This is a genomic window from Streptomyces sp. NPDC046915, assembly GCF_040644935.1.
Lineage (GTDB): Bacteria > Actinomycetota > Actinomycetes > Streptomycetales > Streptomycetaceae > Streptomyces.
In genome coordinates, this window is record NZ_JBEYXB010000002.1 from 663,035 (window position 1) to 682,084 (window position 19,050).

Sequence of the window (19,050 nt, forward strand, 5' to 3'; positions counted from 1 at the left end):
GCACGCTTCCTTTGCGATCGACGGCGCTCACGACATCCTGGAGCCGGTGATCCCATGGCAACCCCCTCGGAAGGACCAGGCCCATGCCCGGCTGGACCGTGCACGACATCCCCGACCAGACCGGCCGCATCGCCGTGGTCACCGGCGCCAACAGCGGCCTCGGGTACGTGACCGCACGGGAGTTGGCGCGCCGGGGTGCCCGGGTGGTGCTCGCCTGTCGAAGTGAGGTGCGGGGGATCGCGGCGGGCGATCGCATCATGGCCGAAGTGCCGGACGCCATCACCGAGTTCGCGCGGCTGGACCTCGGAGACCTGGCGTCCGTGCAGGAGTTCGCGGACCGGCTGCCGTACGACCGGATCGACCTGCTCGTCAACAACGCCGGCGTGATGGCGCTGCCGTACGGGACGACGGCCGACGGCTTCGAGACCCAGTTCGGCGTCAACCACCTGGGCCACTTCGCCCTCACCGGCCTGCTGCTGCCCGCGCTGCTCGCCGTCCCCGGCGCCCGGATCGTGACCGTGTCCAGCATGATGCACACGCTGGCCAACATCGACCCGGCCGATCTCGACAGCGCGCGCCGGTACCGGCGTTGGGTCGCCTACGCCCGCTCCAAGACCGCGAACCTGCTCTTCACGCACGAGCTGGCGCGCAGGCTGGCGGCGCACGGGTCGGACGTCGTGGCCGCCGCGGCTCACCCCGGATACGCGGCCACCAACCTCCAGACCGCCGGTCCCCGGGCCGAGGGGCGCCGGGTCGCCGAGCGGCTCATGGAGCTCGGCAACCGGGTCGTCGCCCAGCCGGCCGAGGCGGGCGCCCTGCCCCCGCTGTACGCGGCGACCGCCCCCGACGTACGGCCCGATGCGTTCCTCGGCCCGTCGTTCGCCATGTGGCGGGGCGCGCCGGCGCCGTCCTGGCGGGCGCCGTGGACGGTCAACGACGCGATGGGCAAGCGCCTTTGGGAGGAGTCCGAGCGGCTGACGGGCATCACGTTCGACGCGCTGAAACCGTGACGCGCCGAAACCGTGACGCGCTAGAGCGAGCCGCCGCCGTCCACCACCAGGTCCGTGCCGACGGTGGACGCCGCGGCGTCGGAGGCGAGGTGGAGGACGGCGGCGGCCACCTCCTCGGTGGCCGAGATCCGGCCGAGCGGCAGCGTGGCCCTGGCGCGCTCGGTCCGGTCGGCCTCCGTCTCGCCGGGGCGCAGGGACATGGGCGTGGCGGTGGCGCCGGGACTGACCACGTTGATGCGGACGCCGTCCCGGATGTGGTCCACGGCGGCGGCCCGGCTGAGCGCGGTCACGGCGGCCTTGGTGGCGGAGTACGCGGCGGCCCCGGCCGGGCTCGCGTGTACCCCGAAGGTGGAGGAGATGTTGACGATGGCGCCGCCGGACGGCTGGGTCCGCATCTGGCGGATCTCGGCCCGCAGGGCCAGGAACATGCCGGTGGCGTTGACGTCGAGCTGCTCGCGCCAGTCGTCCTCCGGGAGGTCGGCGAGGGGCTGCCCGCCCCGGAAGACGCCCGCGTTGTTGACGGCGACGTCGAGCGAGCCGATGGGGGTCCCCCCGCTCGAGCGAAGCCGAGAGCGGGGGAGGTCCACCGCCGCCCGGACCAGGGCCTCGGCGTCCTCGGCGCGCGAGAGGTCGGCGGTCACCGCGAGCGCCTTGCCGCCCCGGTCCTCGATCAGCCGGACCGTCTCGTCGAGCGGCTCGCGCCGCCGTCCGGCCACGACGACCTGTGCCCCTTCGGCGGCGAACGCGAGCGCGACGGCACGGCCGATGCCGGATCCGGCGCCCGTGACGAGGGCGGTTCTGCCGGTGAAGCGGGTGGTGGTCATGATCTCCCCTTTTCGTGACCGAGCACTTTTCTTGACCGATCGGTTCAATATGAGGTTATGAAAGACGCCCCCGGTGGCGGGGTGTCTCAGTCGAGCAGGGTCAGTGCCTGTTCCGCCGCGTCCCGTACCCGGGCCGGGTCCGGCGACGCCTTGCCGACGACCCGCAGGCCCTGTAGCAGCACCAGGAGCATGCGCGCGAGGGTCTGCGGATCGCGGTCGGCGGCCAGTTCGCCCTGGGCCTGCGCGCGGATCAGCGCCGAGTGCAGCATGGTCTCCAGACGGTCCCAGCTGTGCTGGACGCGGCGGGCCGCGGCCGGGTCGTGGGGGGCCAGCTCGGCGGCCGTATTGGTGACGAGGCAACCGCTCAGCCGCCGTTCTCCGGTGGCTGCCTCCGACGCGAAACGCCGCACGACGGCCCGCACGGCCGGCAGGGCGGGGCCGGGCTGCGACAGTTCCCGCAGCAGCGGCCCGTCACAGCTCTGCTGGTAGCGGTCCAGCGCCTTCAGGTACAGCTCGTGCTTGCTGCCGAAGGTCGCGTAGAGGCTGGCCCGGCCGATGCCCAGGTGTTCCACCAGGTCGGACATCGAGGTCGCCTCGTAGCCCCGCCGCCAGAACAGCTCCAGGGCCGACTGGAGCGCGGCGTCCGGGTCGAACTCCTTGGTTCTGGCCATGCGCCGCACGCTACAGCTTTCCGGAACGACTGGTCAATTAAAGTCGGTCAAGGCCCGGCCGCCCGCTGGAACACCCCTGGCGTCACCCCGTAGCTGCGGACGAACCAGCGGTGCAGGTGGCTCTGGTCCGCGAAGCCGGTCTCCGCCGCCGCGAGGGCCGCCGGCCGGCCGGCCGCGAGCAGCTGCCGGGCCCGGCTGAGGCGCAGGTGGCGCTGGTAGTCGCTGGGCGCCATGCCGTACTCCTCGCGGAACGCCCGGTACAGCGCGAAACGGCTCACCCCCGCCGCGTCCGCCAGGTCCCGCGCGGACAGCTGCTCGGCGAAGCGTTCGCGCAGCACGTCCCGGGCCCGGCGCACCGCCCGGGTCTGCTCGCCCGCCGCGGACAGCAGCCGGATGCGCGCCGGCCGGGTCGCGCCCCGGGCGGCCATCGCCGTGACCGCGGCCGTCAGCCGTTCATCGCGCACCAGCTCCTCCGCGCCGCCGGTGAGGGCGGCGTGCAACCGGGTCAGGGCACGGCTGAGCACCGGGTCGTGGAAGGCCGGTTCGGCGAAGAGAGGCAGCGGCACGGGGTGCCTGGCGCCGTCCGCCGCGTCCGCGAGGACCGCGCCGACCAGGTCGGGGCCGAGGTGCACGATCCGGTACTGGTAGCCGAGGTCGGAGGAGGACTGCCCGTCGTGCGGCTCGTCCGGGTTGAACGCCATCACCATGCCCGCCCCGCTGACGTGCGAGGCGCCCCGGCAGTGGAAGCGCTGGGCGCCCTCCTCGGTGAAGCCGAAGGAGTACGTGTCGTGGCGGTGCGGGGCGTAGACGTGCTCGTAGAAGTGGGCGTGCATCGCCTCCAGCGGACGCTCGGGATCACGCCAGTACCGGGTCCAGGCCTCGCCGTGCATGCGCCCATTGTGCGACGCCGAGCCCATTGTGCGGCGCCGTGTGCGGGGCCCGCACGAGCGTTCAAGACCCCCGTCCGGTGCGGCGGCAGGCTCGGCCCATGAGCACCGAGTCCGAGTACGAGTCCACGACGGCGGCACCCTCCGGGGCGGCGCGGCCCGGCTCCGAAGGCCCTCCGGCGCACCTCCTGCTCACCGTCACCATGGTGCTGTGGGGCTGCGCCTTCGCATCCTCCAAGGAAGTCGTCGGCCAAGTCCCGCACTCCGTCGCCGCGTTCCTCCGCTTCGGCGGCGGCGCGCTGGCCCTGCTGGTCGCGCTCAGGCTGTCCGCCGACCGGCGGACGAGGCCGGGATGGCGGGAACGCGGGCGGGCGGCGATGGCCGGGGTGCTCGGCGTCTTCGTCTACAACGTCTGCTTCTTCTGGGGCCTGTCCCTGGCGCCCGCCATGGACGGCAGCCTGATCATCCCGGTGCTGAGCCCCGTGCTGACGTCGGCCTTCGTGCTGCTGGCCGGGCGGGAGACGGCGTCCGTGGGACGGGTGGCCGGGCTCGTGCTGGGGCTGGCGGGCGCGGTGGTGTTCTTCCTCGGCGCGGGCGGCGCGGGCGGCGCGGGCGGCGCGGGCGGCGCGGCGGGCGGCGGAGGGGGCCGGCTCGCCGGTGACCTGCTGTTCCTCGCGGCCGCGGCCTGCTGGGCGGCGTTCACGCTGCTGGGGCCGCGGGTGCTGGCGGGCATCGAGCCGCTGCGGGCGACCACCTACGCGACCGTGGCGGGCGCCCTGCTGCTCGGCGCGTACTCCGCCCCGGACTGGGGCAGCACCGACTGGTCGGGCGCGGGCACCGGCGTATGGCTGAACGTCCTCTTCCTGGCCCTCGGCCCGGCGGCGCTCGCCAACCTGCTGTACTACCGCGGCGTGAAGGAGGTGGGACCGGCGTCCGCCTCGCTGATGATGTTCCTCGTCCCCGCCATCGGCACGCTGTGCGCAGCCGTCTTCCTCGGGGAGTCCTTCACGGGCACCCAGTCGGCGGGCGCCGGGATCCTGGTGGCGGGAGCGGTCCTGGCCGCCGCGCGCGGGCGGCGCGGCGGCCGGACCTGAGCGTCAGCCGGACATGAGCGTCAGGAGGCCCGCACCTCGTACGCGGCGACCCGCACCGACTCGTCGTCCAGGCACTCCCCGCTGACCAGGTCGAAGCGCTGCTTCAGCAGCGGGGAGGCGACGAACGGGCGGCCCTGGTGGGTGCCGGTCAGGCCGCGGGAGAGGACCGCCGCGCCGCCGAACGGATCGCGGTTGTCGATGCCGTAGAGACTGCCGTTCCGGTCGCGGAACAGGGCGACCTGGCGGCCGTCCGGCAGCAGCGCGGCCACGCCCCGGCCCGGGGCCAGGGCGCTGAGGTCGCAGACCGTGAACCAGTCGTCGTCCTCGGTGGCCAGCTGGAGCTGGACCTTCAGGTCGGTGGTCTCGGGTGCCAGGGTCATCGCTGGGCGCTTCCTTCCAGAATGTCTTCGGTGGGGCGCATGCCGATGGACAGCAGCGGCAGGTCGGGCTTCATCTGGTCGCGTTCGGGCACGAAGCCGACGACGGGGTCGGGGGTGTCCGGGGCGTTCACGAAGGACACGAACCGGGCCAGCTTCTCGGGGTCGTTGATGGTCTCGGCCCACTCGTCGCGGTAGCCGCCGACGTGCGCCGCCATCAGCGCCTCCAACTCCTCGCAGATGCCGAGCGAGTCCTCCACCACCACGTCCCGTACGTGGTCCAGGCCGCCCGGGATCCGCTCCAGCCAGGTGGAGGTGCGCTCCAGCCGGTCGGCGGTGCGGATGTAGAACATCAGGAACCGGTCGATCAGACGGATCAGTTCGGCGTCGGACAGGTCCTGGGCCAGCAGGTCCGCGTGGCGCGGGGTCGCGCCGCCGTTGCCGCCGACATACAGGTTCCAGCCGCCTACGGTGGCGATCACGCCGAAGTCCTTCGACTGTGCCTCCGCGCACTCCCGGGCGCAGCCGGACACCGCGGACTTGAGCTTGTGCGGGGAGCGCAGCCCCCGGTAGCGCAGCTCCAGGTCGATCGCCATCCGCACGGAGTCCTGCACGCCGTAGCGGCACCAGGTCTGGCCCACGCAGGACTTCACCGTGCGCAGCGACTTGCCGTAGGCGTGCCCGGACTCGAAGCCGGCGTCCACCAGCCGCGCCCAGATCAGCGGCAGCTGCTCCACGCGGGCGCCGAACATGTCGATCCGCTGACCGCCGGTGATCTTCGTGTAGAGACCGAAGTCCCGGGCGATCTCGCCGATCACGATCAGCTTCTCCGGGGCGATCTCACCGCCGGGGATGCGCGGCACGACCGAATAGGAGCCGTTCTTCTGGAGGTTGGCGAGGAAGTGGTCGTTGCTGTCCTGGAGGGCCGCCTGCTCGCCGTCCAGGACGTAGCCGCTCGCGCCGATCGTCGGGGCGAGGGAGGCGATGACCGAGGCCACCGCCGGCTTGCAGACCTCGCAGCCGTCACCGCCCCGGGCGCCCTCGCGGCCGTACCGGTCCAGCAGGTCCTGGTACGAGGTGACGCGCAGGGCGAGGACGATCTCGTACAGCTCCTCGCGGGTCTGGGAGAAGCAGCCGCACAGGCCCTTGTCGACCTCGACGCCGCTCGCCTCCAGTTCGGCGGTGACCAGCTGGCCGAGCACCTTCACGCAACTGCCGCAGCCGGTACCGGCCTTGGTGCACTTCTTCACCTCGGGGACGGTGGTGCACCTGTGCTCGGTGACCGCGCCCCGGATCGCGCCCTTGCTGACGTTGTGGCAGGAGCAGATGACCGCCTCGTCCGGGAGGGCGGACGGGCCGAGCTGGGCCCCCGAGCCGGCTCCGGCGGGCAGGACGAGCGACTCGGGGGAGATCGGGGGCACCGAACCGGTCAGCGCGCGCAGGGTGCCGTACGCGTCCGCGTCGCCGACCAGGATGCCGCCGAGCAGCGTGCCGTCCCGGCCGATGACCAGCTTCTTGTACAGGCCGGCGCGGGAGTCGGAGTAGACGACGTCCAGGCAGTCCTCGGTCGTGCCGTGCGCGTCGCCGAAGGAGGCCACGTCCACGCCGAGCAGCTTGAGCTTGGTGGACAGGTCGGCGCCGATGAACGCCGCTTCGTCCTGGGCGATGGTCGCGGCGGCCGTCTCCGCCTGCTCGTAACCGGGCGCCACCAGCCCGTACACGCGGCCGTCGGAGGCCAGCGCGCACTCGCCGATCGCGAACACGTGCGGGTCGGTGACCGTGCGGCACTGCGCGTCGACCGTGATGCCGCCGCGCTCGCCGACCGTGAGGCCGCAGTCGCGGGCGAGCTGGTCGCGGGGGCGGACACCGGCGGAGAACACCACCAGGTCGGTGGCCAGTTCGGAGCCGTCGGACAGCTTCATACCGGTGACGGCGCCCTCGGGGTCGACCACGACCTCCTGCGTGCCCACGCCGGTGTGCACGGTCAGGCCCATGTCCTCGATGGTGCGCAGCAGCGCGGCGCCGCCGCCGTCGTCGACCTGCACCGGCATCAGGCGCGGCGCGAACTCCACGATGTGCGAGGTGAGTCCGAGACCCTTCAGCGCACCGGCCGCCTCGAGACCGAGCAGGCCACCGCCGACCACGGCGCCCACCTGGGCCGTCTTCGCGTACTCCTCGATCGCGAGCAGATCCTCGATCGTGCGGTAGACGAAACAGCCCTCGGCGTCCTTGTTCGGGACCGGCGGCACGAAGGGGTACGAGCCGGTGGCGAGGACGAGGGTGTCGTACTCGAAGACCTGACCCGACCTGGCCGTGACCTTCCTCGCCTCGCGGTCGATGGTCTCCGCCGGGTCGCCGACGTACAGCTCGATGCCGTGCGTGTCGATGAACTCCATGTCGGTCATGGACAGGTCCTCGGGCGTCCTGCCCGAGAAGTACGAGGTGAGCGCCACGCGGTCGTAGGCGGGACGCGGCTCCTCGCACAGCACGACCACGCGGTGCGTGGCGGTCAGGCCGCGCTCGGCGAGCGCTTCGAGGAAGCGCTGGCCGACCATGCCGTGGCCGACGAGCACGATCGTGGGGGTGGCCCCCAGGGTGGCGGTCATCAGGAGCCTCCATCGTTGGTGAGCAGGTGGAGCAGGGGGCCGCCGTCCGTGGGGAGCGGCTCCGCTCCCTCCCAGGCGCGGGCGAGCGCGCCGACGGTGCCGAGTTCGCCGACCAGGACGCCGCCGACCAGGCGGTCGTCGCGGACGACGACCTTGCGGTAGGTGCCCCGGGTGGCGTCGGTGAGCTGCACGACGTCGTCGCCGGGGCGCGGCTCGGGCTCCCCGAAGGCGGCGAGGTCGAAGGGGGAGTCCTGCCCGGTCAGGGTGAGCCGGGTCAGGGAACGGGTGCCGGTGTAGCGGGCGCTGGCGCGTCCGGCGAGCAACTCGGCCAGAGCCTCGGCCTGTTCGAGGGCCGGGGTGGCGAGGCCGTACACCGTGCCGTCGTGCTGGGCGCAGTCGCCGATCGCGTGGATGTGCGGGTCGGAGGTGCGCAGTTCGTCGTCGACCAGGATGCCCTTGTGGACGGCGAGCCCGGCGTCCTCGGCGAGACCGGTGCGCGGGTGCACCCCGCAGGCCAGGACCACGAGGTCCGCGTCGAGGGCGTAACCGTCGGCCATCTCCACCGAGCGGACCGCGCCGGCCACGCAGCGCACGTCCCGCACCCGGCACTCGGTGTGCACCTCGGCACCCAGGTCCTCCAGGTGGCGCCGGACGAGTTTCGAGGCGGCGGGGTCGAGCTGCCGCTCCATCAGCCGCTCGCCCTGCTGGGCGAGGACGACCTGCGCGCCGCGCACGGCGAGCGCCCGGGCCGCGGACACCCCGAGCAGTCCGCCGCCGATGACGACCGCCCGCACACCCGGCCGGACCGCCTTGGAAAGGCCCAGGCAGTCGTCCATGGTGCGGAACGCGTGCACGCCCTCGGGGAGTTCGTGGTCGGGGGTGAACAGGCCGCGCAGCGGTGGGAGCACGGGGTTGGAGCCGGTGGCCAGCACCAGCGTGTCGTATGCGATCACCGAGCCGTCCGCGCACCGCACCCGACGTGCCGCGCGGTCGATGCCGGTGACCCGGGTGCGTACGAGGCCCTCGGGCGCCGGGAGCGTGATCACCTCGGGGGCGTAACGGCCGGCCAGCACCTCGGCGAGCAGCACCCGGTTGTACGGGCGGTGCTCCTCCTCGCCGACGAGCAGCGCGGGCGTGCCCAGCTCACCGAGCCGCCGGGCGAGCCGTACGCCCGCGAGGCCGGTGCCGATCACCACCACACGCGTATTCGAGGTCATGCCGTCGAGCGTGCGGTGCGGACGTTACCCGGCCGCATCACATCTGTTTCCCGCGGGGAACGCTGCCCTCAGCGGGGGCGGGGAGGGGGTGTGAGGGGCCTGGACGTGCGCCGCGGCTTGCTGTGAGGCGCTGTCGGCCCCCTGCTATCGGCCCCGCTATCGGCTCCCCGTCAGATGGGCGAACACGACCACGTTCCCCTGATAGCCGGTGGTCTTCGAGTAGCCCCCGCCGCAGGTGATCACCCGCAGCTCGGGGCGCTTCGCCGCGCCGTAGACCTTCTCGTCGGGGAAGTTCCGCGCCGAGTACACCTCCACCGCGTCCACGGTGAACACGGCCACGCTCCCGTCCTGCCGGGCGATCTCGATCGCGGCGCCGCGCCTGAGGGCGCCGAGGCCGTAGAAGACGGCGGGACCCTCGGTGTTGTCGACGTGCCCGGCGACGATCGCGGTGCCCCGCTCGCCGGGGCTGGTGCCGGCCTCGTACCAGCCGGCGAGGTTCTTGTTCCCCGCGGGCGGCACGTCCAGGCTGCCCGAACTCGTCAGACCCAGCCCCATCAACGGGGCGTTCACACGGATCGCGGGGATGCGGATACGGGTGGGCGGCGAGGATGCCAGCGCCGGCGACGCGAGCCGCTCCTCGGCCGGATCGGGGCGGCCCTCCACGGCGGACGGCTGGGGCGGGGCGTGCGTCCCGTAGCCGCTGCCCAGCAGCCACACACCGGAGCCCAGGGCGGCCACGGTGACCGCGGTTATCGCGGTGTCCCCGATCCTGCGCATGCGATTCCTTTCCCGGATTCCTTTCCGTAGGTGGGCCTCCTTCCCCCTCCGGGCCGCGAGGGGCATCGGACCCGGAGGGGGAGGGGGGTTGCGGTACCGGCTGACGGACAGCGGAGGGTGTCCGTCAGAACCCGTCGCCTCTCGCCCGGCGATGCAGGAGCCAGGTACCGCCCGCGGCGGCGACGGCCAGAGCCGCCACGCCCGCCGTGGTATGCGTGGGATCGGGGCCCAGTGCGCCGCCGACCCCCGTCTTCACACTTCCGTGCGGCTGCAACTGTTCGTCGCGCGCCGTCATCAGCGTCACCACCAGGTCGCCCGTGACCCGCTTGCCGTCCTCGGCCTTGTCGGTCTTGTCGGGCTTGCCGGCCGTACTGCCCTCGGCGCACCGCGCGACGATCTCGTACGTCCCCTGCTGCGCGCTCGGCGGCACCCGGAACTGCCCGATCGCCTCGCCCTCGTGCGTACTGGGCGCCAGCATGAACGTTCCGGCGCCCACCGCGGTGGCGTCCCCGGCCGCCGCGCCGCGCCCTGCGCAGGCCGCCGTGTTCACCGTGACCGTGTCGCCGGGTGCCACGGTGGACGGGTACACGTCGAGACCGGTGGTGTTCCCGGCGTACGCGGGCGTGCTGGCCAGCCCGGCGGTGGCGGCGGCGAGCGCGGTACCGGTCAGCAGACGGGCGGTGCGACCCATGGTGCTCCCTCGAACTCGTCCGACTCGTCGACGTGCTCTTCCGAGGTAAGTGGCACTTCGCCGCGCGCGCTTGTCGAGCGGAGCCCGGGGGATGGGATGAACGGGTGTCGCCGCCCGGCCTCCCGAGCGGCGTTCCAGCAGGTCATGGGCGTACGAGAGGCATCGGACAAGAGCACCCGAACGGCCGGGCGCCATGGGTGAACGTCTGGTCGTGGACCCCTAGCCGTGCGGCAACCGCAGCGCCAGCCCGTCCAGGACGACGTCCAGGCCGTAGGCGAACTTGGCATCACGCACCCCCACGGGGTCCTCCGCCGCCGCGGAGAGCTCGGTGTAGGACTCTTCGAAGAGGTCGTGGCCGGACGAGGCCTGCTGGACGGCGGGAAGCAGCCGGGCGACGAATTCGGCCTCGCCGTGCCCGGAGCGGGCGACCGTGGTGAGCCAGGCCGCCTCCGTGGTGCTCATGCCGAGCGTGTACGACAGCACCGCGTCGATCGCGCCCCGCGGCTCGGGGAAGCCGATCGCGGCGAACAGCGCGGCGAGCCGCTCGAAGTAGGCCATCAGGTTGGGGCCGAGGTAGGTCAGACCGGCGTGACCGATGACCGAGGACAGCCAGGGGTGCCTGAGCGCAGCCGCCCGGAAGGAGTTCGCGGCCTCGGTGACGGCGGCCCGCCAGTCGGGACTGCCCGCGGGCGGCACGTGGATCTCGGCGGCGGCCTCGTCCACGGCGAGCTCCATCAGCTCGTCCTTGGTGGCCACGTGCCGGTAGAGGGAGGTCGCGCCGGCGTTCAGCCGGGCGCCGAGCTTGCGCATGCTCAGCGCCTCGACGCCGTCGGCGTCCAGCATCGCGATCGCCGCGCGGACGATCGCCTCCCGGCTGAGGCCGGGCTGGTCGGGCTCCCGGCGCTGCCGAGCCCAGACGGAGGGGACCGGGTCCGGTTGCGTCGTCTTCGCCTTGGCGGCCATGAGGCTCCTCCACAGCTTGCGAGCCCGTCGCCGACGGGCTCGTCTGCGTACATCGTGCGCGTCCAGCGTACAGCGATCGGGGTTGCGCACACTGTTCCGCGATGCGTACAGTGTTCGCAGACGCCGCCGGAACGGTGTTCGCAAGGTGGGAACAGTGTGCGCGTATAAGCGTGTGCGCCAACCGAGAGGAAGACCGATGGAAGCCCTGAAGGAGACCGTGAGGCAGCCGCGCGATCCCCGCCGCTGGTGGATCCTCGTCGTGCTGTGCCTGAGCACGCTGGTCCTGGTGATCGACAGCATGGCGCTCACCGTCGCGGTCCCCTCGATGACCGAGGACCTCGGGGCGAGCGCCCAGCAGACCCAGTGGATCCTCGACTCCTACATCCTGGTCTTCGCCGGCCTGCTGCTCACCTCGGGCAGCCTCGGTGACCGCTTCGGCCGCCGGAAGGTGATGCTGATCGGCCTGCTGTTGTTCGGGGCGGCGTCACTGGCCGCGGTCTTCTGCGCCAACCCCGGTGAAGTGATCGCCGCGCGGGTCGCGATGGGCGTCGGCGGTGCGCTGATCATGCCCTCCACCCTGTCGATCCTCATCACCGTCTTCGACGAGGAGGAACGCGGCAAGGCGATGGCCGCGTGGGGTTCGGTGTCGATGCTCGGCCTGGTAGGCAGCCCGATCCTCGGCGGCGTGTTGATCGACCACTTCTCCTGGCACTCGATCTTCTTCCTCAACGTCCCGGTTGTCGCCCTGGCCGTCGCCGCGGGCCTGCTCCTCATGCCGGAGTCCAAGGCGCCCTGGCAGAAGGCCGATCCGCTGGGCGCGGTGCTCTCCGCCGCCGGGATGACCGCCCTGGTCTGGTGGATCATCGAGATCCCGCAGCACGGCGCGTTCGCGGGCCGCTCCCTGCTCACCCTCGCGACCGCGGTGGTCGCCCTCACCGGCTTCGTGATCTGGCAGAACGTGGCCAAGGCCCCGATGGTCCCCCTGGCCCTCTTCAAGCACCGCAACTTCAGCGGCGGTTCGCTCTCCCTGGCTCTGGTCCAGATCGGCAACGGCGGGCTGCTGCTGGTCTTCACCCAGTACCTCCAGTTCGTCCTCGGCTACTCGCCCATCAAGGCGGGCCTGGCCTTCCTGCCGCTGGCGGTGACCGCGCTGATCGGTAACACGGGGGGCGTCAAACTCGCCGCCAGGATCGGCAACCGCTTCGTGATCCTCGCCGGCATGCTGGTGATGGTCGCCTGCTTCGCCCTGCTGACCACGGTCGACGCCGACTCGGGCTTCACCGTCCCGGCGATCGCCCTCGGCCTCCTCGGCCTCGGCGCGGGCATGGCGATGCCGGCCGCGGTCGGCGCGCTGATGGGCACCATCCCGGCGGACAAGGCGGGCGTCGGCTCCGCCCTGAACGACACCATCCAGCAGGCCGGCACCGCCCTCGGCATCGCGATCCTCGGCTCCCTCCTCTCCAGCGGCTACGCGGACCGCATGCCCTCCAACGCCCCCACCGCGGCCCGCCAGTCCATCGCCGGCGCCTTCACCAGCACCGACCCGACCCTCCTGCACACCGCCCGCGAGGCCTTCACCTCGGCGATGTCCACCACCTTCACCCTCAGCGCGGCGGGCGTCCTCGCGGCGGCGATCCTGGCCACCCTGGTGATGCGCGACGCGAAGCCGGAGCAGCCGGCCGAAGTCCCGCAGGGGGAGCCGGAACTGGCCGCCTGACCGGGACACCACACGAGAGGGCCGGCGCCTGAACAGGCGCCGGCCCTCTCGCCACTCCTGTGTGCGGGTTGGCTATTCCGCACTGCGTGGCGACAGCCGTCGTGTGATCCGGTCGAACAGCTCCGTCAGCGGCTCGCCGACCTCGCGGCCGAACTCGGTCAGCCCGTAGGTGACCCGGGGCGGCGTCGTCGGCTCGACCTCCCGCCAGACCAGGCCGTCCTGGACCAGCGCGCGCAGGGTCTGGGCGAGCATCTTCTCGCTGATGCCCTGGATGCTCTCGCGCAGTTCGTAGAACCGGAGGCCGTTGCTCCGCAAGGAGATCAGCACCCAGATGCCCCACCTGCTGGTCACGTGGTCGACCACATCGCGCGCGGGGCAGTCGGTGTGAAACACGTCATACCGCGTCCCCGCGTCGGCCTGCTTGTGCTGCACGCCTTCAACCATGTCATGAGCTTACCTAAAGGTATGCCCTTACTGAAAGTTAGCCACTGCTCCTAACGTGAAGGCCACAGAAGACATCTGGCAAGGAGCTGATCATGATCGTGGTGACCGGGGCTACCGGGAACATCGGCCGGCCGTTGACGCGGGCGCTGGCGGAGGAGGGCCAGCAGGTGACGGCGGTGTCACGGCACACGGCAGCGGTGCCGGACGGCGTTCGCCACGTGGCGGCCGACCTGGCCGAGCCGGCCGGCCTCAAGCCCGCGCTGGCCGGGGCGAAGGCGCTGTTCCTGCTGCTGTCCGGCGACCTGCACGCCACAGGAGCCGACCCTGCCGACATCATCGGCGAAGCCGCGGGCAGCGGGGTCCGCCGGGTCGTCCTGCTCTCCACGCTGGGCGTGGCGACCAGGCCCTTCGGCCCGACGCGGATCGCGATGCGCGCGCTGGAGGACATGTTGCGTGAGTCCGGCCTGGAGTGGGCCATCCTGCGGCCGGGCGGCTTCGCCTCCAACGCTCTGTGGTGGGCCGAGTCCGTCCGCGCGCAACGGGTCGTCGCCGCGCCCTTCGGTGACGTCGGGGTGCCGGTCATCGACCCGGCGGACATCGCCGCGGTCGCGGCGGCCTGCCTGCTCGATGACCAACACACCGGCGGCGTCTACGAGCTGACCGGCCCGGAGGTGATCACTCCGCGCCGGCAGACGGAGGCCATCGCCGCCGCGCTGGGCTCGCCGGTGAGGTTTCACGAGCTCACCCGCGACGAGGCCAAGGCCGCCATGACCCAGAGCATGCCTGCGGAGCTCGCCGACGACACTCTGGACATCCTTGGTTCCCCGAACCCGGCCGAACTGCGCGTCAGCCCGGACGTCCAGCGAATCCTCGGCCGCGCCCCGCGCCCCTTCGCCGACTGGGTCGACCGCAATGTCGCCGCGTTCCGCTGAGACTGGTCGGTGTCGCTGGGACTGCTCTTCGTACTCGGCGATCCATTGCTGATGGCCGAGGCCGCCCAGGCCTCCGTCCCGAGCTGGGGCTGGACGATCGGCGCGTGGTTCATGCCGGTGGTCAACTGCCGCTGACCGTGGAGCCGTTGGAGGTGGGGGAGTCGTAGTTGACGCCGTTGATGGTCTTGGCGCCGCTGCCCTCCGCGGAGGTACGCGAAGTGGTTGGCGACGCCTGAGGAGTAGTGGACCCGGAGCGGCCCGCCGAAACCCCGGGCCGGGAGCCGGAACTGGTTGCCTGACCGGGACATCACGTGAGGGCCGGCGCCTGAACAGGCACCGGCCTTCACACGCACGTGCACTCAGCCGAGTTGCAACAGGATTCCGCTGCCGCCCGGTGCTGCCGCGTCCGCCGAAGGCAGCGCGGTGGCGTAGAGGCGGACGTCACCGAGACGGCCGCTCGCGTATTCACCATAGGTGCCCTGAAAGAGCCGACGCCCGAACTGAACGGGACCGCCGGCGTTCCAGGCGCTGCCGGTGTACGTCTTCGTCGCCGTCAGGCGGCCGTTCACGTAGAGCTGGAGTTGCCCGGCGTCCGCGTCATAGACACCGACGAGGTGGGTCCATTTGCCGGCCACGGCCTTCGCGCCGTAGACGGAGGTGAAGTCGGTGCTGGTGCTGTCGTCGTTGTGGCGGCCGAAGGCCCAGACCTGGGCTGCGGAGGAGTAGTAGAGCTGGAACCCGTTGGCGGCACCGACGATTGGGTCGTCGGACTGTGAGACGAAGGTGGAGTTGCCCCCGGAGAGGGAGTTGAGCTTGACCCAGGCCGAGACGGTGAAGCTTCCGCTGGTGTCGACGCCCGGGGCCTTCGTGGCCGCATAGGCGGAGGTGCCGTTGAGGCTGAGGACCGTGCCGCGGTCGGTATCGGTGGTCCAGGCGGTCCCACCGGTCAGGGTGGCCGGCAGGCCGCCCGTGGAGTCGGCCGCGGTGGTGCCGGTGCCGTCGTCGAGCTTCCAGCGGTGCGTGGCAGTGTCAGTGACCATGCCCAGCCCCACGGGGTCGGCGAAGCCGGCCGTGGTACTGGACGGGGCTGCACCGGGGTGTTCCGTGAGCTGTCCTGCGGTGTCGGTGGCGTACAGGTCCGGGTTGCCGTCAGGACCGCCGGTGGGGCTGTTTACGTCACCGGGGGAGGCGACGGTGGGGTAGTCATGCTTGCGCAGGACCATGGGCAGGGCAGTCGGAGGGTGCGCGGTCCAGCCTGTGGCGGCGCTGCCCGTCCAGTTCTGGGCCGCACTGTTGTTGCAGGTGTAGATACGTACCTGGGTGCCGTTCGTGGTGCTCGCGCCCGGATCGTCGAGGCATTTGCCGGACTGCGGGTTGACCAGGCTGCCGGATGCTCCGGGCGTCCACCTCTGGGCGGCGCTGCCGTTGCAGGTGTACAGCTGGAGCAGCGTGCCGTTGTCCGTGTCGCCGTCGGTGACGTCGAGGCACTTGCCGAGGACGCGCAGGGAGCCGTCGTCGTGCAGGACCCACTTCTGGGCGGCGGAGTCGTTGCAAGTGTAGATCTGGATCTTGGTGTGGTCTTCGGTGTGGGCGCTTGTGTCGTCGAGGCAGACGCTGCCGCCCGCCGCGGTCTTGAGGGCGGAGACGAGAGCGGTGCGGACGGGGGCGTGCAGCAGTTTGGGAGGGGCTGAGAGGGAGCCGCTGTCGATCGGGAAGGTGTAGACGGTGCCGGAGGCGTCGTCGCGAGCCCAGAGTGTGGGGGTTCCGCCGGTGACCTTGCCGTTGCCGTCGGCGTCCACGGTGAACGTGCCACCGACGCGGCCCGGGGCGATCAGGGTCAGGCCGGACCAGTCGCCGTCGCCGAGCAGCCGCGGGTATCCCATGCGGCCGGTGCCGTAGGTCTGGTAGATCCACAGCTTGCCGTGTTCGACCGTGATCACGGCGGGGTGGTCGCTGTTGCCGTAGACGTCGCCTGCGGCCACCAACTGGGAGATGTCCCAGGGCGCTTTCGGGTCGTAGCCCGCGTCCGCGCAGCGGTCGGTGGGAACGGTGGTGGTGGACTCGCAGGGGTCTTTGGGCACGACGTCGAACCGGCGGCCGAGGAAGCCGGGGAAGGTGGAGTACGGGTCGCGCGGGACCGCGCCGTCGTCCTTGGGGTCGAGATCGTTCCTGACCACGTACAGCTTGTGGCTCTTGACGTTGTACGCGAACAGGTCGTCATGGGCGTCGCCGTGCAGGTTGCCGCGGTGTGCGACGAGGTAGTCCTTCCAGGTTCGTGTGGGCGAGTCGTCGGTGGGGGGCGCGTCGTCGGCGGTGGAGACGATGACCGGGCCGGTGATGGCGGGCGGGGTGCCGCTGACGGGGCCGTCCTGCGCCGGGGCGGGTGCCTGGGCCGGGTCGCTGTCACCGGGGACCAGTTCCAGGTCGCCGGTGCTGGTGGTGGCGAGCAGGTCGGGGCTGCCGTCGCCGGTGAGGTCACCGGGGGCGAGCTTGGTTTTGGGGTTCCAAGGCGCGGTGAAGGTGTAGCCGGCGGGGCTCTGGGAGATGTTGCCGGCCTTGTCCACGGCGGCGACGTACAGGGTGTGCACACCCCAGTTCGTCACCGGCACGGTGACGGTGCCGGAGGCGGTGCTGCCGCTGGTCGAGGCCACCTTCGCGGTGTGGCCGGTCGTGGCGGTCGGCTGGCTGTCCAACTGCCACAGGAAGTGGTCGATGCCGCTGGACTTGCAGCCGGCCGGGTCACAGGTGTCGGCCGGGGTGCCATCGGCTGCGGAGACGGGGAAACCGGTGGTCACGCCGCTGCCCGCGTAGGTGTCGCCGGAACCGCTACCGACGGGCGGGAAGTGCGGGTTGTCGGCGATGGCGGGGGTCTGGGGTGGGGTGAAGTCGGTGTCGAACCAGCAGTGGTCGCTGATCGGGGACTTCATCTTCAGCGAGGAGTTGTCCTGGGCGTAGACGTCCCAGCCGTACTCGTGGCCGTCCTTGAGGGTGAAGCCGATGGGCGCGTCGGCGTCCTGGCCCGAGCCCACCATGCCGCTGTCCGGCGTGCCCTTGTCCACGGCGTTGCCGTCGGCGTCGAGGTCGGTGCGGTCCCAGACGTGGTAGTGGGCCTGGGCATGCTCGCCGGAGATGTGGGTGATGACGGTGGAGTGCAGCTGGACTTTGCTGCCGGCGTCGTCGTACGTCGTCGCACCGATCCAGCCGATCGCGTCGCTGCCCGTCACGCAGTCGCTGTCCACGCCCTGGGCTTTCGGCGTGGTGTGCAGCTTCGTGGGCGTGTCGGGCGGGATGTCGAAGTTCGTGGTGAGGCTGAGGACCTGTGACATGCGCAGGTAGTCCTCGTTCGAGCTGGTCTTGGACTCGTTGCCGAAGAGCGCGATCGTCCAGGTGCCCTTGTTGCCGTCGGCGATCTTCTGGATCTGGTCGTCGACGCGGAAGCTCGCCGTGCTGTTGCCGCAGTTGCTGTTCGCGCCGCTGGGCACGGTGGTCTTCACGGCGGGGTAACCGTTGTCGTCGAGGGTGTCGGGCTGGTGCTTCCAGTCCGTGTCGGAGTTGATGGACCCGGTGGTGTGCAGCGTGATCGGCTGGTCGTGGGAGCAGTCGAGGCTGGCCGCGTAAGTGGTTTTGACCTTGACCTCGGCCTTGATCACCTTCATGGACGGGTCCAGGCCGCTCGTGTTGACCGCGTAGTAGGAGCGCTCCAGGCCGATGCTGCAGGCGCCGCCCCACCGCTGGTAGCCGACACCCTCACCGTTGGTCTGCGGCTTGTTGTATTGAGGGGTATCGGAACAGGTGGAGCTTGAGTACACCTCGTCGAAGGCACCGGACTTGCTGGTGACGGGGTCCTCGAAGGGGTCGATGTAGACGGGGTAGTGCGTGTCAGGCCCGTCCAGCAGGGTTGTGTCCGGCGCCAGGGTGATGCTGTCGGCGGTGGTGTTCATGGGTACTTGGCCGACCTGGGCGCCGGGACCAGGACCGGTGACGGAGGAGGCGCCCGAGGAGCCCGGGGTGTCGGTTGTGGCGTGGGCGAGAGCTGTGTGCTTGACGCTCGCCGGTACGGCGCCCGTCGTACTCGAGTCCCACATCAGCGGCGGTGGACTGGTGTATGACAGCGAGCCGTCGGACGCGGTCGCCGTCATGCCACCTGCCGCGGTGGCGGACAGGCTCAGACCGTCGGTGTCCGTCGCGACGGCGAGTCTGCGGACGCGTGGATCGGAAGCGGCTTTCGCGTCGTGGACCACCAGTACGTCACTGAAGCCGCCCTGGTCCGTCACGGACACCGACAGGTCCACGCCGGGCAGTACTGAGGCGTAGAGCGCGGTGTCACCGCTTACCTGGGGAGTCGGCAGGGTGAACGGCATCGTCAGGCTCATGCTGTGCCCCGCCGGGTCGGTGAGTGTCGCCAGCGGCCCGTTGCCGCCCCCCGACAGCCGCACGCCGCTGGGAGTGGCCTTGGGGGAGTAGGTGCCGTCGGCGTTGGCGGCGAGTGTGGCATCCACCGGCACCCAGGTGCCGTCCTCGCGAACGCGCACCGGCAGCACGGAAGATGTCCTGGTGAAGGAGCCGTCCGGTTCGGCGGTCACCGTGTCGGTCTCACTGGTCAGCGCGTCCACCGGAACGGTCGTGCCGTCGGCGACGGCCTGCGCCTGTGCCGCGAGCAAAGGGTCGGAGGTGTCGACCGGATCGTCCGAGGTCAGCCCGGCCGCTGGCAGAGCCAGCCCGGTCAGCAGCAGCGTGGCGGCCGCGGGCATCAGCGTGAGTCTGCGGACGGACGAGGGCAGCACGGCAGAGCTCCTTCACACGACGGCACGACAGACACTTCTAGGCATTGCAGGAAGCG

General features: G+C 71.5%; 16 protein-coding genes and 1 pseudogene. 5 read left to right on the forward strand and 12 right to left on the reverse strand.

Features of this window, described 5'->3' with window-relative positions; translation table 11 throughout:
• The first annotated feature begins 83 nt into the window (after window positions 1-83).
• On the forward strand, window positions 84-1,010 hold the full coding sequence (locus ABZ915_RS07680) for an oxidoreductase (RefSeq protein ID WP_361797430.1): 927 nt from the start codon (window positions 84-86) through the stop codon (window positions 1,008-1,010).
• 20 nt (window positions 1,011-1,030) lie between these two features.
• Here ABZ915_RS07680 and ABZ915_RS07685 read toward each other — a convergent pair whose 3' ends face one another.
• From ABZ915_RS07685 to ABZ915_RS07695, 3 genes are all read right to left on the reverse strand, one after another.
• Entirely contained in the window at window positions 1,031-1,834 is an 804-nt protein-coding gene (locus ABZ915_RS07685; protein WP_361797433.1) for an SDR family oxidoreductase, read from the reverse strand.
• A gap of 86 nt (window positions 1,835-1,920) precedes the next feature.
• A complete protein-coding gene (locus ABZ915_RS07690; RefSeq protein ID WP_361797436.1) occupies window positions 1,921-2,505 on the reverse strand; it encodes a TetR/AcrR family transcriptional regulator in 585 nt (194 codons plus the stop codon).
• A 47-nt stretch (window positions 2,506-2,552) separates the two neighbouring features.
• Window positions 2,553-3,395, reverse strand: coding sequence for an AraC family transcriptional regulator (locus ABZ915_RS07695; protein ID WP_361797439.1), 843 nt, complete (start codon window positions 3,393-3,395; stop codon window positions 2,553-2,555).
• A gap of 98 nt (window positions 3,396-3,493) precedes the next feature.
• Here ABZ915_RS07695 and ABZ915_RS07700 point away from each other — a divergent pair, with 98 nt between their 5' ends.
• Window positions 3,494-4,486 (forward strand): DMT family transporter, encoded by a 993-nt coding sequence (locus ABZ915_RS07700; protein ID WP_361797442.1) that lies wholly within the window; start codon window positions 3,494-3,496, stop codon window positions 4,484-4,486.
• A gap of 20 nt (window positions 4,487-4,506) precedes the next feature.
• On the opposite strand, the gene nirD is transcribed toward ABZ915_RS07700, so the two are convergent.
• From nirD to ABZ915_RS07730, 6 genes are all read right to left on the reverse strand, one after another.
• Window positions 4,507-4,866: a nitrite reductase small subunit NirD gene (gene nirD, locus ABZ915_RS07705; RefSeq protein WP_361797445.1), complete on the reverse strand. Its 360-nt coding sequence runs from the start codon at window positions 4,864-4,866 to the stop codon at window positions 4,507-4,509.
• Window positions 4,863-7,469, reverse strand: a complete 2,607-nt coding sequence (gene nirB / locus ABZ915_RS07710) for a nitrite reductase large subunit NirB (protein ID WP_361797448.1) — start codon at window positions 7,467-7,469, stop codon at window positions 4,863-4,865. Before nirB ends, nirD begins: the two co-directional genes overlap by 4 nt.
• The gene (locus ABZ915_RS07715) at window positions 7,469-8,686 is read right to left on the reverse strand and encodes an FAD-dependent oxidoreductase (protein ID WP_361797451.1); all 1,218 of its coding nucleotides are present in this window, start codon (window positions 8,684-8,686) and stop codon (window positions 7,469-7,471) included. Before ABZ915_RS07715 ends, nirB begins: the two co-directional genes overlap by 1 nt.
• Window positions 8,687-8,842: 156 nt before the next feature.
• Window positions 8,843-9,463, reverse strand: a complete 621-nt coding sequence (locus ABZ915_RS07720; RefSeq protein WP_361797454.1) for a class F sortase — start codon at window positions 9,461-9,463, stop codon at window positions 8,843-8,845.
• Window positions 9,464-9,587: 124 nt separating this feature from the next.
• Window positions 9,588-10,154 carry a hypothetical protein gene (locus ABZ915_RS07725; RefSeq protein WP_361797457.1) on the reverse strand — a complete coding sequence of 189 codons (567 nt, stop codon included), beginning with the start codon at window positions 10,152-10,154 and terminating at the stop codon, window positions 9,588-9,590.
• A gap of 219 nt (window positions 10,155-10,373) precedes the next feature.
• A complete protein-coding gene (locus ABZ915_RS07730; RefSeq protein ID WP_361797460.1) occupies window positions 10,374-11,117 on the reverse strand; it encodes a TetR/AcrR family transcriptional regulator in 744 nt (247 codons plus the stop codon).
• Window positions 11,118-11,313: 196 nt separating this feature from the next.
• On the opposite strand from ABZ915_RS07730, the gene ABZ915_RS07735 reads away from it, so the two are divergent.
• Window positions 11,314-12,834, forward strand: coding sequence for an MFS transporter (locus ABZ915_RS07735; RefSeq protein WP_361797463.1), 1,521 nt, complete (start codon window positions 11,314-11,316; stop codon window positions 12,832-12,834).
• Between the two features lie 72 nt (window positions 12,835-12,906).
• Here ABZ915_RS07735 and ABZ915_RS07740 read toward each other — a convergent pair whose 3' ends face one another.
• Window positions 12,907-13,278: a helix-turn-helix domain-containing protein gene (locus ABZ915_RS07740; protein ID WP_361797466.1), complete on the reverse strand. Its 372-nt coding sequence runs from the start codon at window positions 13,276-13,278 to the stop codon at window positions 12,907-12,909.
• Window positions 13,279-13,370: 92 nt separating this feature from the next.
• Here ABZ915_RS07740 and ABZ915_RS07745 point away from each other — a divergent pair, with 92 nt between their 5' ends.
• Both ABZ915_RS07745 and ABZ915_RS07750 read left to right on the forward strand, forming a co-directional pair.
• Window positions 13,371-14,210 (forward strand): NAD(P)H-binding protein, encoded by an 840-nt coding sequence (locus tag ABZ915_RS07745; protein ID WP_361797469.1) that lies wholly within the window; start codon window positions 13,371-13,373, stop codon window positions 14,208-14,210.
• Window positions 14,211-14,219: 9 nt separating this feature from the next.
• The gene (locus tag ABZ915_RS07750) at window positions 14,220-14,345 is read left to right on the forward strand and encodes a hypothetical protein (RefSeq protein ID WP_361797472.1); all 126 of its coding nucleotides are present in this window, start codon (window positions 14,220-14,222) and stop codon (window positions 14,343-14,345) included.
• On the opposite strand, the pseudogene ABZ915_RS07755 reads toward ABZ915_RS07750, so the two are convergent.
• Both ABZ915_RS07755 and ABZ915_RS07760 read right to left on the reverse strand, forming a co-directional pair.
• A pseudogene (locus tag ABZ915_RS07755) lies at window positions 14,338-14,470 on the reverse strand (M4 family metallopeptidase); the annotation flags it as partial. The gene ABZ915_RS07750 and the pseudogene ABZ915_RS07755 overlap by 8 nt on opposite strands.
• A gap of 99 nt (window positions 14,471-14,569) precedes the next feature.
• Window positions 14,570-18,994 carry a LamG-like jellyroll fold domain-containing protein gene (locus tag ABZ915_RS07760; protein ID WP_361797475.1) on the reverse strand — a complete coding sequence of 1,475 codons (4,425 nt, stop codon included), beginning with the start codon at window positions 18,992-18,994 and terminating at the stop codon, window positions 14,570-14,572.
• Between the last annotated feature and the right edge of the window lie 56 nt (window positions 18,995-19,050).